This is a genomic window from Bacteroidales bacterium (assembly GCA_035299085.1).
GTDB lineage: Bacteria > Bacteroidota > Bacteroidia > Bacteroidales > UBA10428 > UBA5072.
Genome location: DATGXG010000039.1, coordinates 1 through 16,014, shown reverse-complemented (window position 1 = coordinate 16,014; position 16,014 = coordinate 1). Strand labels below are relative to the sequence as shown.

General features: G+C 31.1%; 16 protein-coding genes. 15 read left to right on the top strand and 1 reads right to left on the bottom strand.

All coding sequences use genetic code 11. From position 1 onward, the window contains the following. Positions 1–238 precede the first annotated feature (238 nt). The 15 genes from VK179_12755 (at position 239) to VK179_12685 (ending at position 15,372) form a co-directional block, all read left to right on the top strand. Positions 239–1,669: an MBOAT family O-acyltransferase gene (locus VK179_12755; GenBank protein ID HLO59608.1), complete on the top strand. Its 1,431-nt coding sequence runs from the start codon at positions 239–241 to the stop codon at positions 1,667–1,669. Between the two features lie 6 nt (positions 1,670–1,675). After that, positions 1,676–2,674, top strand: a complete 999-nt coding sequence (locus VK179_12750; protein ID HLO59607.1) for a hypothetical protein — start codon at positions 1,676–1,678, stop codon at positions 2,672–2,674. A 201-nt stretch (positions 2,675–2,875) separates the two neighbouring features. After that, a complete protein-coding gene (locus VK179_12745) occupies positions 2,876–3,994 on the top strand; it encodes a DegT/DnrJ/EryC1/StrS family aminotransferase (GenBank protein HLO59606.1) in 1,119 nt (372 codons plus the stop codon). A gap of 8 nt (positions 3,995–4,002) precedes the next feature. Continuing rightward, positions 4,003–4,587 carry an acyltransferase gene (locus VK179_12740; GenBank protein HLO59605.1) on the top strand — a complete coding sequence of 195 codons (585 nt, stop codon included), beginning with the start codon at positions 4,003–4,005 and terminating at the stop codon, positions 4,585–4,587. Between the two features lie 38 nt (positions 4,588–4,625). After that, positions 4,626–6,095, top strand: a complete 1,470-nt coding sequence (locus VK179_12735; protein HLO59604.1) for an oligosaccharide flippase family protein — start codon at positions 4,626–4,628, stop codon at positions 6,093–6,095. Between the two features lie 608 nt (positions 6,096–6,703). Continuing rightward, the gene (locus VK179_12730) at positions 6,704–7,504 is read left to right on the top strand and encodes a hypothetical protein (protein HLO59603.1); all 801 of its coding nucleotides are present in this window, start codon (positions 6,704–6,706) and stop codon (positions 7,502–7,504) included. Beyond that, complete coding sequence (locus VK179_12725; GenBank protein ID HLO59602.1) at positions 7,501–8,436, top strand: glycosyltransferase family 2 protein; 936 nt, start codon at positions 7,501–7,503, stop codon at positions 8,434–8,436. Before VK179_12730 ends, VK179_12725 begins: the two co-directional genes overlap by 4 nt. Continuing rightward, positions 8,433–9,392, top strand: coding sequence for a glycosyltransferase family 2 protein (locus VK179_12720; GenBank protein ID HLO59601.1), 960 nt, complete (start codon positions 8,433–8,435; stop codon positions 9,390–9,392). The genes VK179_12725 and VK179_12720 overlap by 4 nt, the downstream gene beginning before the upstream one ends. Then, on the top strand, positions 9,386–9,916 hold the full coding sequence (locus VK179_12715) for a hypothetical protein (protein ID HLO59600.1): 531 nt from the start codon (positions 9,386–9,388) through the stop codon (positions 9,914–9,916). Before VK179_12720 ends, VK179_12715 begins: the two co-directional genes overlap by 7 nt. Continuing rightward, positions 9,913–10,839, top strand: a complete 927-nt coding sequence (locus VK179_12710) for a glycosyltransferase (GenBank protein HLO59599.1) — start codon at positions 9,913–9,915, stop codon at positions 10,837–10,839. Before VK179_12715 ends, VK179_12710 begins: the two co-directional genes overlap by 4 nt. After that, positions 10,829–11,824: a GNAT family N-acetyltransferase gene (locus tag VK179_12705; GenBank protein HLO59598.1), complete on the top strand. Its 996-nt coding sequence runs from the start codon at positions 10,829–10,831 to the stop codon at positions 11,822–11,824. Before VK179_12710 ends, VK179_12705 begins: the two co-directional genes overlap by 11 nt. Next, complete coding sequence (locus VK179_12700) at positions 11,803–12,258, top strand: DapH/DapD/GlmU-related protein (protein ID HLO59597.1); 456 nt, start codon at positions 11,803–11,805, stop codon at positions 12,256–12,258. The genes VK179_12705 and VK179_12700 overlap by 22 nt, the downstream gene beginning before the upstream one ends. Continuing rightward, a complete protein-coding gene (locus VK179_12695; GenBank protein HLO59596.1) occupies positions 12,248–13,387 on the top strand; it encodes a DegT/DnrJ/EryC1/StrS family aminotransferase in 1,140 nt (379 codons plus the stop codon). The genes VK179_12700 and VK179_12695 overlap by 11 nt, the downstream gene beginning before the upstream one ends. Further along, positions 13,368–14,480 carry a DUF354 domain-containing protein gene (locus VK179_12690; GenBank protein ID HLO59595.1) on the top strand — a complete coding sequence of 371 codons (1,113 nt, stop codon included), beginning with the start codon at positions 13,368–13,370 and terminating at the stop codon, positions 14,478–14,480. The genes VK179_12695 and VK179_12690 overlap by 20 nt, the downstream gene beginning before the upstream one ends. 7 nt (positions 14,481–14,487) lie before the next feature. Continuing rightward, positions 14,488–15,372, top strand: a complete 885-nt coding sequence (locus VK179_12685) for a hypothetical protein (protein ID HLO59594.1) — start codon at positions 14,488–14,490, stop codon at positions 15,370–15,372. Positions 15,373–15,434: 62 nt separating this feature from the next. Here VK179_12685 and VK179_12680 read toward each other — a convergent pair. Beyond that, positions 15,435–16,014 (bottom strand): T9SS type A sorting domain-containing protein (locus VK179_12680; protein HLO59593.1); only part of this gene is annotated, 580 nt, incomplete at its 5' end.

Genomic DNA, 16,014 nt, shown 5'->3' with positions numbered 1-16,014 from the left:
ATTCATTCATTATTTCATTATTTCATTCATTCATTATTTCATTATTTCATTTTTTAATTATTCATTGCCTTTGTGGCTAACTAAGTAGCTTCAGCGAAGGAGGCAGTCACTAGTCACAATTCACGTCATTGCGAACCCCCGGTTCCTCCGGGGTGAAGCAATCTGCCCGCACCGGCACACCCTAACAAAGATCATCCAGTTACCAGTCACCAATCACTAGTCACCAGTCACTTTCCCCATGCTTTTCAACAGCATTAATTTTATTCTCTTTTTCATAGTAGTCACAACGCTGTATTTTGTAATTACCCACAAATACCGGTGGTTTCTGTTACTGGCGGCCAGTTGCTATTTTTATATGGCATTTATCCCTGTGTATATCCTCATCCTTGGATTTACCATTGTAATCGATTATTTTGCGGGTATCTGGCTTGAAAAAACCAAAGGAAAGAACAAAAAATATTTCCTCGTCGCAAGCTTAATCGCCAACATTGGCGTTCTTGCCGTTTTCAAGTATTACAACTTCCTTAACGATAACTTATCCGTCTTTTTAAATTCTATAGGCTATCATAACCGGATTCCCCACCTGGGTATAATTCTTCCCATAGGCCTGTCATTTCACACGTTCCAGGCAATGAGCTATACCATCGAAGTATACAGGGGACATCAGAAAGCGGAACGCAATTTCGGGATCTATGCTCTCTATGTAATGTTCTACCCCCAGCTGGTTGCTGGTCCAATTGAGCGGCCCCAAAACCTGCTTCACCAGTTTTACGAGAAGCATGAATTTGAATACACCAGGGTCGTTGAGGGACTGCGTTCGATGTTATGGGGTTTCTTTATGAAACTGGTAGTTGCAGACAGGCTGGCCATTTACGTGAATGCGGTATACAATAATGCTGAACAGCATTCGGGGATCACCCTGCTTGTCGCAACCGTATTCTTTGCGTTCCAGATTTATTGCGACTTTGCCGGTTATTCCAACATTGCTATCGGGGCTGCGCAGGTCATGGGTTTCAAGCTGATGACCAATTTCAACAGACCATATTTTTCCCAAAGCATATCCGAATTCTGGAAACGCTGGCATATATCCTTATCCACCTGGTTCAGGGATTACCTTTATATTTCGCTGGGAGGAAACCGGGTTTCGATACCACGCTGGTATTTTAACCTGTTTTTTGTTTTTCTTGTCAGCGGGCTGTGGCACGGGGCAAACTGGACTTTCGTTATCTGGGGCGGCTTAAATGGGTTGTACCTGATTTTTGCCGAAGTAACCGGTACATTCAGGCAGAAATTCAATGCCCGAATGGGTCTTGAAAAGTTCCCGTATTTCAGGCAAATTACAAGCATGGTGATAACCTTTGCCCTTACTTGTTTTGCCTGGATCTTCTTCAGGGCATCGTCATTTGACCAGGCACTGTTAATCATTAAAAAGATAGCCCTTTTTAAAGGGCCATTTTTCATAGGAACCCTGTCTTACTTTATTTATTCCGTTTTTGGCATCGTATTCCTGGTGCTCATTGAAATGAAGAAAGAATACCTGAAGGAAAAATTATTATTCTTCCATAATGAGAACATGTGGGTGAGGAAGGTCAGCTACAGTCTTATCATATTATTGATTTTACTGATCGGGGTTTTTGACGGCGGACAATTTATTTACTTCCAATTTTAGCCGGTCATGAAAGTAAAAGAAAATATCCGTAAGTTTATTCTTAATCTTGTTCTTCTGTTTCTGATTGTTGCTGCATTTGACCTGCTGGCCGGAAGCCTGTTAAGGCATTACTATTTCACCCAAACTACGGGATTAAATTACAGAACGACCTATGCACTTGACAGTACAACCGCTGATATATTGGTTTTCGGTTCGTCGCGTGCCAACCATCATTATGTTCCGGGCATTTTTGAAGATAGCCTGCATATGAGTTTTTATAATACAGGCCGTGACGGGAATTTTCTGGTTTTCAATTACGCAGTTTTCCTGTCTGTAGTAAAACGCTATACTCCTAAAATGGTAATTTTTGATATTAACCCGGATGAGTTTCTTGAAAATAAAATCGATAATGACCGGTTGTCTACCCTGCTTCCGTATATAAGCAATCATCCAGAATTCAGTCAAATCCTGGCACGCAAAGGTCCGTATGAAAAAGCAAAGCTTCTGTCCTCTGTTTACCCGTATAATTCACTGCTTCTGACCATTTCCCAGGGAAACCTGAACCGCAATAAATTGCGTGAGGGTGAAGAAAAAGGATATATACCAATAAAGGGATCACTGGCAACAGATGTGCTGCCGGATACTGCTAACCCCCCCACAGGTAAGATAGATGCATATAAAGTGGATATGATGCGTGAGATTATCACCTACTGTTCAAAGCATGGCATCCTGTTATACTTGGTTACTTCTCCGGTTTACAAGGTGATGAACAAAAACAGTAACATGGATGTCCTGAAAGAAAGCATCCAAAACACCAGCACGGTATTACTGGATTACTCCAATTATCCGGCTTTTATAAAGAACCCGGAATTTTTTAAAGATAAAGAACATTTAAATGAACCCGGTTCCCGGGAATTTTCAGCGTTGCTGGCTGCTGAAATTAAGGATGCTGAGAAAACGTTATATTTAGCACCCAGACCAGCAGGAAGACCAACCAAAAAACTTTTATTGCTATCAAATCACTAATTTCTAATCGCTGCCAGTCATTTTACCAAGCTACAACGAATAAGCCACTGATTGCGAACTCATGTTTTGAGTAACTTCAACCTAATTTTTTAGGATAATATAACTCGCTGATGTAAATCATTCAATTCAAACATCTGTTGATCTCTTATCGAAATATAAATTTATAAATCTATTAACTTTCTCAATCTAAAATCAAATTAAATGGCTATCAATGTTTTTGTACCAAAATTCCATACAGATGAAATTTTGGAAGAAATTCGTGAATGTCTTGAAAAAGGCTGGACAGGACTTGGCTTTAAAACAGTGGAATTTGAAAATAAATGGAAAGAATACTCCGGGGTAAAAAACGCACATTTTGTTAATTCAAATACTTCTGGTTTGCACCTTGCTGTGCATATTTTCAAAAAAGTTAATGACTGGAACGATGGCGATGAGATAATAACAACACCTTTAACCTTTGTATCCACAAATCATGCAATTCTCTACGAAAGATTGCATCCTGTATTTGCAGATGTGGATCAATATTTATGTCTGGATCCTGTTTCGGTAAAAAACCGGATTACGAGTAAGACTCGTGCAATAATGTATGTTGGCATTGGAGGAAATATAGGGCAATACGAAGAAATTCTGAAAATTTGCAAGGAGAATAACTTGAAACTAATTTTGGATGCAGCTCACATGGCAGGTACCAAGTGGAAAGGTAGTCATGTAGGACCAGAAGCTGATGTGGCTGTTTTTAGTTTTCAGGCAGTAAAAAATTTGCCTACAGCTGATTCCGGAATGATTTGTTTTCAGAATGATGAACTTGATAAGTTAGCCAGACAACTTAGCTGGTTAGGAATTTCAAAAGATACATATCAAAGATTTAACACAAAAGAAGGAAGTTATAAATGGTATTATGATGTTCCAAATGTTGGCTTTAAATATCATGGCAATTCTATTGTTGCATCAATAGGGCTTGTTCAATTAAAATACCTTGATGAGGATAATCAATTAAGAAATGATTTAGCTAATTATTATATCAATAGATTACGGAACTTTAAATCAATTAATATTATACCTGTGGCTAACGATTGCTATTCTTCTAGGCACCTTTTTCAAGTATATACAGATAATCGTGATGATAAAATTGAGAGACTTTATTCATTAGGAATTTATCCAGGGGTGCATTATATAGATAATACGAATTATGATTCATATAGATATGCTAAAGGCACATGTCCAAAAGCACAGTTCTTTTCAGAGCATATTTTGAGTTTACCATTGCATCTTAATATTACCAAAGCAGACATCGATATAATAATTGATGGCTTGAAATAATTATAAATATGAAACTTCTATTAAAGTTTTATAAGCTTTTAAGAATAACCATCTTTGTACAGATCAATAATATTTTAATTATTATTATTTTTTCCTTGAGGAGGCTTTTTCTAGGTTTTCAAAATGCAGCTCTTTATCTTTCTAAAATAGACAAAAATGCAATCATACCCATATTAAGATTATATGGAGCATCAATTGATTCAGATTGCGATATTGAATCCGGTCTAATAATTCATAATTGTAGAGACTTTCAAAATTTAAAAATAGGATGTAAAACACATATTGGAAAACAGTGTTTCTTGGATTTGAGAGAAAGAATAACTATACATAATAATGTTGTTATATCCATGAGAACTACTCTTATAACTCATATAGATCTATCAAAATCTCTTTTATCTAACTACTATCCGTCTAAATCTCGATCAATAATTATTAATTCTAACTGCTACATAGGAGCTAATTCTACTATATTAATGGGGGTTGAAATTGGAGAAAAAAGTATTATTGCGGCCGGATCCTTAGTAAATTCTAATGTTCCAAGCAATTCTGTATTTGGCGGAGTTCCTTCAAAGTTAATAAAAAGAATCTTTTAGTAATTTTTTTAAAAAATCATTCTGCTCTATAGTAATTCATGGAATTTAAAAAATTATTAAAAAATACATCGTTTTTAGTTTTCTCTAAGGGTATCCAATTCTTCATTGGAATTCTTAGATCAAAAGTAGCTGCAGTATACATCGGTACCTTAGGCGTTGGTATTTTTTCTCAAATAAGCTATTTAGTAACGATGATATCTAATGTTACTTTATTAAGTATGAACGATGGATTAGTTAAACAAATAGTTCAAAATAAAAATAATAATAATTATAAAAACATATTAGTAGAATTAATTAAATCCTATTCTGTACTTATTTCAATTACTACAACTGTAATAATAATATTTTGTTTAGTATTTACTGAGAAATTGACTATATTTTTTTTAGGATCATCTGAATATAAACTTTATTATTTATTAGGGATTACTTGTATTCCAATTACTATTGGAAATAGCTTATCTTATGCTGTGTTAAAAAGTAACAAAGACACCATATTGATTTCAAGATCAAATATTTTAAGTTCACTTTTAACTATAATTTTCTTTTTACCATTAATCTACTTTTTTAAAACCACAGGCGCTGTAATATCTGTACTATTGAATTTCTTTTTTTTGCTAATTATTAATCATTTACAGGTCAATAGACTTTTTTATAGAAAACTTCAAATTAAATATAGGGATATCGCTTTCGCAAAAATTCATAAGCCTTATCTAAAAGAATTTCTTACCTTCGCAATATTTGGAGCAACAGCAGGAATCATTTCTTTAATTTCTGAAAGCGTATGCCGTTCAATTGTAATTAGTCAAATTGGCATTCAAAAATTGGGAATTTATAGTCCAATTACCTCATGGTCAAACTTACTAATTGGTTTTATTTTACCGTCATTAAGCACCTATTTATATCCAAGGTTTAGTGAGTGTAAAAATAACGTTGAGATTAAAGGAATATTAAATGACTCTATAAGAATGGTTACACTCCTAATGATTCCCTTTCTCTTTATTGCTATGCCATTCCGTAAGATTATAATACCTCTATTCTATTCCAATGACTTTTTAGAAGCCGAAAAATATTTGTCGATTCACTTTATAGGAGTGCTTTTCTATATGTGGTGGTACGCATTTTCACAATCTTTGACGCCTAGAGGTAATATCATCATACATGGTATACTAATAACTTTAATGTCAATATTAAATGTTGTAATAGTCTTACTATTTGTACCCAAACTTGGTTTATATGGATGGATGTTAAAATTTCTAATTAGCCCTTTTATATTCTTTATAATATATTTTATTGTTTTAAAATATTTATATGGTTTTAATATATATAGAAAAAATCTTCTGATAATGTTGTATGTGCTTCTATCGGCACTAATAATCATTATAATAGATAATTATTCCTTTAAATATTTTATGAGTCCAATAATGATTCTGGCTTCAATCGTATTTTTAAGCAAATCTGAAAAGTTATTCCTCTTGAATTTCTACAAAAAATTCACATATCATAAATGATTTATCGCTATAAGACTTCTAATATTCCAATAAAAAATATTTTAACACAATTAAATATTTTTATTCTTTTAATTTTAGGTTGCCTCTTGGTATATGGTAATACAAGTATTTATGCGAATACCTTGTATTTTTCGTTTTTAATTATATGTTTTTTTTATTCAAAGAATCGTGTATTTTGGTTAGCATTTGTTTTTATTTTATTCTCTTATCCATTTATGCTATTTTATTATCGTTGGGATAATTGGATTTTCAAATTAACTTCTACTGTTGGTATATCTTTTGTCCCAATTTTCTGTTTAGCAATTTTCATTAAATATTACTTAAATAAAAGAAATAAGCCAACCATTTTAAATCATTTTAGGAATTTCTATATTTTAATTGGTATATATCTAATTTTTTTGTTGATCCTAGGTCTATATTTTGGAATAAATATAAAAAGTTCTTTTACTTATTTACAGGTACTTCCAACATTCTTACTCTATTTAATAATACCAATCATATTTAATGAAAAGGAACTTATTAAATTCAACACAATAATTTTCTATTTTGTAATTATTCATAACCTGATTGAATTCCTAGATATTGGTCTTAGAGGCAAAATATATAATATGATAACATTTAACAGCGCCTCAAAAAATGTTATCCTAGAAAAAGAGGAACTAGTTAGACTAACTGGAGGTATAGTATTGTCTTTGTATAGCATTATAATTTCAATTTATTATATAGTTAATAAGGAAAAAGCATTTAAATCTAGGTTTTTGGTATTGGTTTCAACTATTTCTATTTTATACATATTTTTAAGTGCTACAAGAGGTTGGATGATCGCATCAGCATTGCTATTACTTTATTTTTTATTCACTTTTATAATTACTAAAAAGAAAAACATTGCATTAATCTTTTCCAGTTTAATATTATTAGTAATAACATACTTTCTTATTCCATCGCCGATTAGAAGAAACCTAGAATTATCTTTAAATAGGCTTGCAACACTTGAGAGTTTAGCTGAAGGAAATCTTACTGCAGAAGGAACACTAATTCGGCTTTCTGAAAGAGTGCCTAAGATTATGTCAAAAATTCAAGAAAGTCCTATCATTGGATTTGGATATAGCAAAATTTCAGCTGAATATTATGACGGGCATATTGCAAATCATTCAATAATACTTATGGGTGGGATAGTTGGATTATTATTGATTTGGGGTACCTTATTTTCAATTTTCATATATCTTTTTCAAATAAAGGTATATAAAAGTCATAGATTTAGGTCTTTAGCTATTGGATTAATAAGTATATTGGTTATCCATTCTACTAGTAGGAATATGATATCGTATTATATGTCAGCTGATGCCTCTTTCCTTATCTGTTTGATATTTAATTTAGTAAATTCATCTCTAACCAGAAGTTTAAAATGAAAACTGATGTATTTGTATATATTGTAAATTATAATCAACCTGAAATGACGATTGATTGCACTAAATCTATTTTGAATTCCAATTATAAAGATTTTCATCTTACAATAATAGATAACGGTTCAACAGAAGAAAATTATAAAATACTAAATAAAATCCAATCTGAAAAGGTAACAATATTAAGAAGTGAGGTCAATTTAGGTTATGCAAAAGGAGTAAACTTGGGTCTAAAAAGCATAAGAGATATAATTCCAGAATATATTCTTATTATGAACAATGATACCAATATAGATAAGGATTCCATAAAGAATTTGGTATTATGCTGTCAAAGACATAATAATAAGGCAATTGTTTCTGGTAAAGTATATCATTATAATAATCCTAACAAAATTCAATACATTGGAAGTAATTTTTCAAATAAAATACTACTTAAAGAGGTTTATCCTGGTAAAGATGAGGAAGATAGGGGGCAATTTGAAATTGAAAAAGAGCGAGATATGCTTGATGATATTTTTTGGTTATTACCTTATAATATATTATTTGATGTTGGCTATTATTGTGAATACTTCTTTATGTATTCTGAACAGGCAGATTTCGCGTTAAGAGCAAAAAGAAAGGGTTATAAGTTAATATACACTCCAACTGCTAGGATTTGGCATATTGGAAGTCTTTCTTCCGGACAAGGAGAGAGGTTCTCTTTACCAGTTTGTTATTGGCGAAGTAAGAGCTCTCTAATCTATTTATATCGTAATCTAAACTTCTTGGTTTTTATTTATATTTTAGGCAAGAATCTAACCAAGTTCGTTTTTAAATCTATATTTTCTAAAGTTGAACAAAGAAACAAGAATTTTTCTTTCTTGCGTGGTTATTGTTCTGGTATTTTATGGTTAATTTTTAGAAATAAAATTACTAATTATAATCCTTACATAAGGTGATCTCTTTTGTTGTCATAGGAAAAAATGAAGGTCCAAAATTATCAAGATGTTTGAATAGCATTCTAAATAGCATTAGCTCGGATCATATAATCGAATATGAGATTATTTATGTTGATTCGTGTTCAATCGATGACAGTATCAGGATAGTTCAAGGATTCAAAAATGTCAGAATAATTAAATTATTAAATTACCATAATTCAGCAATAGCAAGAAATATAGGAGTTCTAAAATCGCGGGGAAAAATACTATTTTTTATCGACGGTGATATGGAAATTATTCCAGGTTTTTTATCTATTATTCTGTTAAATGGTAACTTAATTTATCCTTTTATTTCTGGAGACTTTTTTAATTATTATTACGATAAAAGCAATGAAATTGTATATAAAACTTTAATGTATAATAATAAAGAAATACTTATAGATTACAAAACTGGTGGATTGTTTTTAATCGAAAGGAGAATATGGAACAGTGTGGGCGGAATGCGAAATGAATTTAAACGTAGTCAAGATTTTGATTTGGGTTTACGATTGGCACAAAAAGGAATCTATCTTCACAGATTACCAATTATTGCAGCTATACACCATACAATTTCATATACTCATCGAAGAAGAAAATGGTTAATGCTTTTCGATAAAAGTCATCTTTGGGGAAGATGTTATCTATACAGAAGAAATATTTTCAATAAATCGACATGGAAGCTCATGATGAAACAAGATTATTCTATGCTTTCCCTAATAATTTTTCTAATCTTATCACTAACATTAAACTATTATTACATTCTTTTTGCCTATTTTATGGTTATTTTATTACGAGTTTCATTTAATAAAAGATATGACTTATCTACTCGTTTTGAAAATATATTGTTTTACTTATTAAGAGATGTTATGCAAATTCTTGGTTTCTTATTCTTTCATCCTTCGAAGATAAAAAATATTACCTATCAAGAAATATGTTAGCAATTAGATACATCTTATTATTCTTTTTTTACACCCTTGCTAACAATTTACCAAAAAGTACTTTCCCATTAATAGGAAAACTATGTAAAAAATTTAGGTATATATTAGTTAAAGGTATTTTTAAATATGTTGGAAAATCTGTTAATATTGAAAACAATTGTTATTTTGGTTCAGGATTTGAAATTAGAATTGGTAATTCATCTGGCATTGGCAAACGCTGTAAAGTTCCTTCCAATATCATTCTGGGGAACAATGTAATGATGGCTGAGGAAGTCATCATATTAAATAAAAATCATACATTTCATCGAATAGACATTCCTATGTCTGAACAAGGAGCATCTATAGAAACAAAACTCGTAATTGGAAATGATGTTTGGATTGGTACTCGTTGCATAATTTTACCTCAAGTTCAAAATATAGGTAATGGTGTAATAATTGGAGCAGGTTCAATTGTAACTAAAGACATCCCAGATTTTGCTATTATAGCTGGAAATCCAGCGAAAATTATAGGTTTTAGAAAATGAGAGTCTTAATTGTTTGTAGCGGTAATAATAATCGTATAAGTCCTTATATTGTTGATCAAGTTTTATCTTTAAATGAACTAGAAATTTGTACTGAATATTATGTTATTGTTAATAAGGGTGCATTTGGTTACCTTAAAAATCTCAAACCTTTAAAAAATAAGATAAAGACTTTTAAGCCAGATGTTATCCATGCTCATTATGGTTTAAGTGGACTTATAGCTAATCTACAAAGAAAAACACCAGTTGTAGTTACATTTCATGGGAGCGATATTAACTTTGGAAATAACAGGTTTTTTTCTAGAATAGCTTTTTTCCTTTCTGCAAAGTGCATATTTGTATCTGAAAAACTAGCTAAGAAATTAACAAGAAACATTCAAAAAATTATCCCTTGTGGTGTAGATTTATCTATTTTTAAACCTTTAGACAAAAATGAAAGTAAAAGGCTATTAGGACTAAATACTACTAAAAAATATATTTTATTCCCTGGATCTTATAATAACTATGTTAAAAACTATCAACTTGCAAAAAAGGCATTACACTGTTTAAATTCTGATTCGATTGTTGAAATGATAGAATTAAAGGGATATTCAAGAATGGAAGTATCAACTCTTTTAAATGCAGTGGATCTTGTATTGATGACTTCTTTTTCTGAAGGCTCTCCTCAAGTAATAAAGGAAGCACTAGCATGTAATTGTCCAGTAATTTCAACTGATGTTGGAGATATAAGCGTAATAATTAATAAAATGGATGGATGCTATATAACTTCAAATAATCCAATTGAAATTTCTAACAAAATAAAAGATGTATTAGCTTATAATAGACCAATAAAAGGTGTGGAACGGATATTAGAATTGGGATTAGATTCTATATCAACTTCTAAAAAAATTTTTGAAATTTATAAGGAGGTCTTAAGTGATAAATAAAAACGACTGGGAGGCTTTGGTTTCGAAACATCCTCATGGAAACATATTTCAATCTTATGAGTATTATGAAATACATAAAAGAACTTTTAATTGTGAACCAATTATAATTACAGTTGATAAATCAGATAAGGTAGTTGGTATATTATTAGCGATTATTTACAAGGAACATTACGGCTTTTTTGGAAGATTTACATCTCGTTCAATAATAATAGGAGGACCATTAATTATTGATGAATCACTGGAAACTCTTGAAATCTTATTACAAAAATACCTTAAAATTATTAAAGGAAAGGTAATTTATACTCAAATAAGGAACCAATGGAATTGGAAAGAATCAAATGACATCTTTAAAAAATATGGCTTTAATTATATACCTCATCTTAATATATTAATCAATGTTGAGGATTTAAATACGTTGGAAAAGGGGATTTCCAAAAATAAGAAAAGGAATATTACAAAAAGTAAGAATAAAGGACTTGTATTTATTGAAATTACTGATTTAAGTGAGTTTTTAGAATCAATTGAGTTAATCTTATCAACATATTATAAACTAGGCTTACCATGTCCTAAAAAGGAATATTTCATTACTGCTTTTAAGGAACTTAACCCAATAAACCGGTTAAAAGTTTTTAGTGCATTTTTGGACGATAAGCAAATTGCCACGAGAATAGAACTTATATTTAATGATACGGTTTATGATTGGTATGCCGGTACAAAGGAAAATGAGGAAAGTAAGTATCCTAATGATTTTTTAATTTATAATGTCCTTATCTGGAGTCATGAACACAAATTTAAAATATTTGATTTTGGTGGTGCAGGTATGCCAAATAAACCATATGGAGTTAGAGAACATAAATTAAAATTTAGTAAAAATTTGGTAGAATTGGGCAGATTTCAAATAATACACAAGCCCTTATTAATGATTATAGGAAGAATTGGTATATTGGTATTAAAAAATGTAAAATGGTTTTTAACCCATATTTAAAAAAGTTCCTTAAAATAATATATCCAATCCTTCCAGCAATTACTTTAAGAAGATTTGTTTTGATTTTGGCTGGCTACAAAATCGGTAATAAGGTTTATTTACCATCATCTTTGAAAATTTCAGATCTTAAAACTCGTAAGGATAATGTATTTATTGGGGACCGAGTTTCTATTGGGCCCAATGTTTTAATAATAACTGATTCATCCCCGAATTATTCAAAACTTATTAAAATATTTCCGGTTTTATCACAAAATGTCGAAATTGATAATGATTCATGGATTGGAGCTAATGTCACTATACTTCCAGGCGTTAAAATTGGTAAATGTTCTGTGGTTGGTGCAGGATCAATTGTAACAAAAAATATTCCTGATAATTCAATTGCAGTAGGTAATCCAGCTAAAGTTATTAAAAATATTAATCCGAATGACTTATAAATTATTACCTAGATTTTTTTACAGTTTTCCTTTTTACTCATATTTTCCTAGGCCAAAATCACGTTTAGTCTATAATGAGCCCTTTCCTGAAAAACATACATTCTTTTACAACTCTGCTCGAGTGGCTTTACGAGTACTTCTGAATTCTATTTCAGATAGTATTTTAACTATAGGTATTCAAGCATATACCTGCCAAAGCGTTTTTCAAGCAATAAAGAAAGCAGGTCATAATATTGTATTCATCGATTTGACAAATGATTTAAAATTAGATTTAGTTGACCTCCAAAATAAAATAACTCGAATAGATGTATTAATAATTACTCATACGTTCGGTTTTCCAGAGAATATTGAAGAAATATTTAAAATCGCAAAAGGTAAAATTATAATCGAGGATTGTGCTCATTCTTTTTTATCACAATATAATAGTAAATATACAGGCTTGTTTGGGGATGCCTCGTTTTTTTCAACAGGTTTAGGTAAGTTCCCACCTATTGGAAATGGAGGATTTAGTATAATTAATAAACCAGATGTATTCCCAAATTTTAAAAAGGAATATGACAAATTACCGAATAATAATATTCTTTTATCTTTTAAGGATCTATGTAAACTATTTTTGTTTTCATATATATTAAAGCCTCCAATTTATGGTTTGTTTACCTTTAAAATTGGAAAAAAGTTAGATTCTCATACAGATTTTCTCAATAAGTTTTCCTTCAATCAAAGAAAAGGACATAAATGGCTTAAACCTCTATTACTTCAGAATTTTACACTTTGTAACTCCCTACGAGATATACACAAACAAAATGCGAATTATTTAGTTACTAAACTAAAAATAAAACTTACTATAAACTATTTGAAAAACGGTAATTGTCCTAATTTTTATGCATTTCCCATATTAATTAATAATAGGGATAACTTAATTAATGAACTATTAGATGTAAATATTGAGGCAGGTAAACATTTCTTCAAATGCATTGAATGGGCAAAAGAATTTGGATATAAAATGGGAGATTGCCCAAATACTGAAAAAATTATTAATAATATTATTGTAATACCAATTCATTCATTGGTATCTAAAAAACATATAATTACAATAGCGAATAAAATAAATGAAAGTTACTCCGTATAAAAGGCGTTTTCTATTCCACTTAAATCATCCTGCTCACTACCATTTATTTAAAAACACAATAAACAATTTGCAAAATGAAGGGCATGAGGTTTTAATAACCATTAAGGACAAGGATATCTTAATTGAATTGGTTAAAAATCTCAATTTCATTCAAATTTCAAGGGGATATAGAAAAAAGAATCTATATTCTATACTTGCTTCTTTAATTAAAAGAAATAAAGAATTATACAAAGTAGCTAAGAATTTCAATCCCGACTTGATGATCGGTACTTCTCCAGAAATTGGCCAAATATCAGGTTTTATTAAGGTTCCAGCCTTATTTTTTGGTGAAGATGATGTTAATCTTTCTTTGACTATGTTTTTAGGAGCCCTTACCTGCTATCCATTTTTTGATTGTATTTTGGCTCCAAAATGTGTAAATAATAGCCTTTGGAATAAGAAAACTATTTTTTATGATGGTTTTCAAAAACTTGCATATTTACATCCTAATTGGTTTAAACCAAATCGTAATTTAGTTGAAATAAATAATAACCAAAATTACTTTATTCTCAGGTTTTCGGGTCTTACAGCGTATCATGATTCTGGGAAATCTGGTATCTCAGATAAGTTAGCAAAAGATTTAGTATCAAAACTTAAAAAAAAGGGGAAAGTTATTATTAGCAGTGAACGACCAATATTAAAAGAATTAGAACCCTATCGATTTAAAGGAAATTTGAATAATATACATCATTATATAGCCTATGCTGACCTTTTCATTGGTGATAGTCAAACCATGTGTACTGAAGCAGGTTTATTAGGCACACCATTTATAAGATATAATGATTTCGTAGGAAAAATTAGCTATTTGAATGAAATTGAAAATAAATATAATCTTGGATTTGGTATAAAATCAGGAAATGAGAAAGAATTATTTGATAAGATTGATGAATTAATTAATACTCCAAATTTAAGGGATATTTTTAACGAACGTAGAAATTCCTTACTTAAGGAAAAAATGGATGTTACAAGTTTTTACACTTGGTTTATAGAAAATTTTCCTAAAAGTATACAGGTTATACGAGATAATCCATTATATCAAAATAACTTTAAATAATACTGTGGTGTTAGATTTTACTTTAGATTCATATAAATCCCTAATTAATCGATTGACCAATAATTTATTTTCTGATACATCTTCAGCTAATAATATTATTTTTAGGCATGATGTAGATAAAATGCCTTTTAATTCTTTACAAATATCCAAAATTGAATATGATTTTAAATTAATTGGTATTTACTATTTTAGAATAGTTCCTCAAAGTAACAACCCGAAAATAATCGAACAAATCGCATCACTTGGCCATGAAATCGGTTATCATTATGAAGATCTGACATTATGTAAAGGCAATCTTGATGAAGCAATTAGAAGTTTTGAAAAAAATCTCAAATATTTCCGCCAGTTTTACCCGGTTAAAACCATATGCATGCATGGAAGCCCGTTGAGCAAATATGATAATCGGCAACTTTGGGAAAAATATAGTTATAAAGACTTTGGAATTGAGTTTGAACCCTATTTAGATATGAACTTTACAAGGGTATTTTATTTAACTGATACTGGAAGAAGATGGGACGGGGAGAGCGTGAGTGTGAGAGACAAAGTAAGCGTCTCCCATGCTGAACCTACTGCAGCCAAAGGTAATCGGTATTCGGTAATCGGTGGTGAAGAAAGAGCAGAGAGGAGAGAGGAGAGAGTGGAGGAGATTGTTGGAATGACGAAGGATGGAAGGTTAAAGGTTTATAGGGATGAGAACAGGATATTGAGGCATAATTTCCACTCTACTTTTGATATAATCAGAGCCGCAGAAGAAAAGATACTACCAGATCATATGATGATTACTGTTCATCCCCAGCGTTGGACAAATAATCCTGTTCTGTGGACTAAAGAGCTGGTGATGCAATCCATAAAAAACCAGATGAAACGGATCCTGGTTAAAAAACACTTGTAATCTGACTTTCATAGTCAGTTAATAAAAGGGGTGCCTCGTTTAGAAGCACCCCTCTTTTATTGTCAGTTCTTTACAATTCGAAAAACTTTTATTTGGTCATTAAGCATGATTCGAATCAAATAGATTCCTCGATTCAATTCCTGTAGATCAATTTCAATTTTGTCATCTATGATTTTGATCCTTGAATTTATTAATAGACTTCCGTTAATAGCGCATATTTCAACCGATGCTTCACCCTCCGTAGGTACCTTGAACTGGATATATGCCAAATGATTGGCAGGATTGGGATATAATATAGCATCCAATGTAATATCATGGAGTGATTTTGTTATTTCTGGCTGATCAGTAGCCTTTAGTTCAGGCCCGCCTTCCGGTACAAACACCACATCCCTGAAAAACGAATTCGCATTTGAATTTGAAGGTGTGCCACCAATGGTTGAGTTAGTGCTCCTAATAAACTCTATCCCATCGTTTGGTGTCACTAAAGTCAAATTTGCAGTGTATACAAAGTTCCTGTCGCTTCCCGTCGTCACTGATACTATATATACTCCTCCTGAAACCAACGGAACCGGCATCGGAAGCGCAAATTCCTGCCATCCTTGTGTGCCCGCCGTAATATTCCATGAATAGGGTCCTGAAATC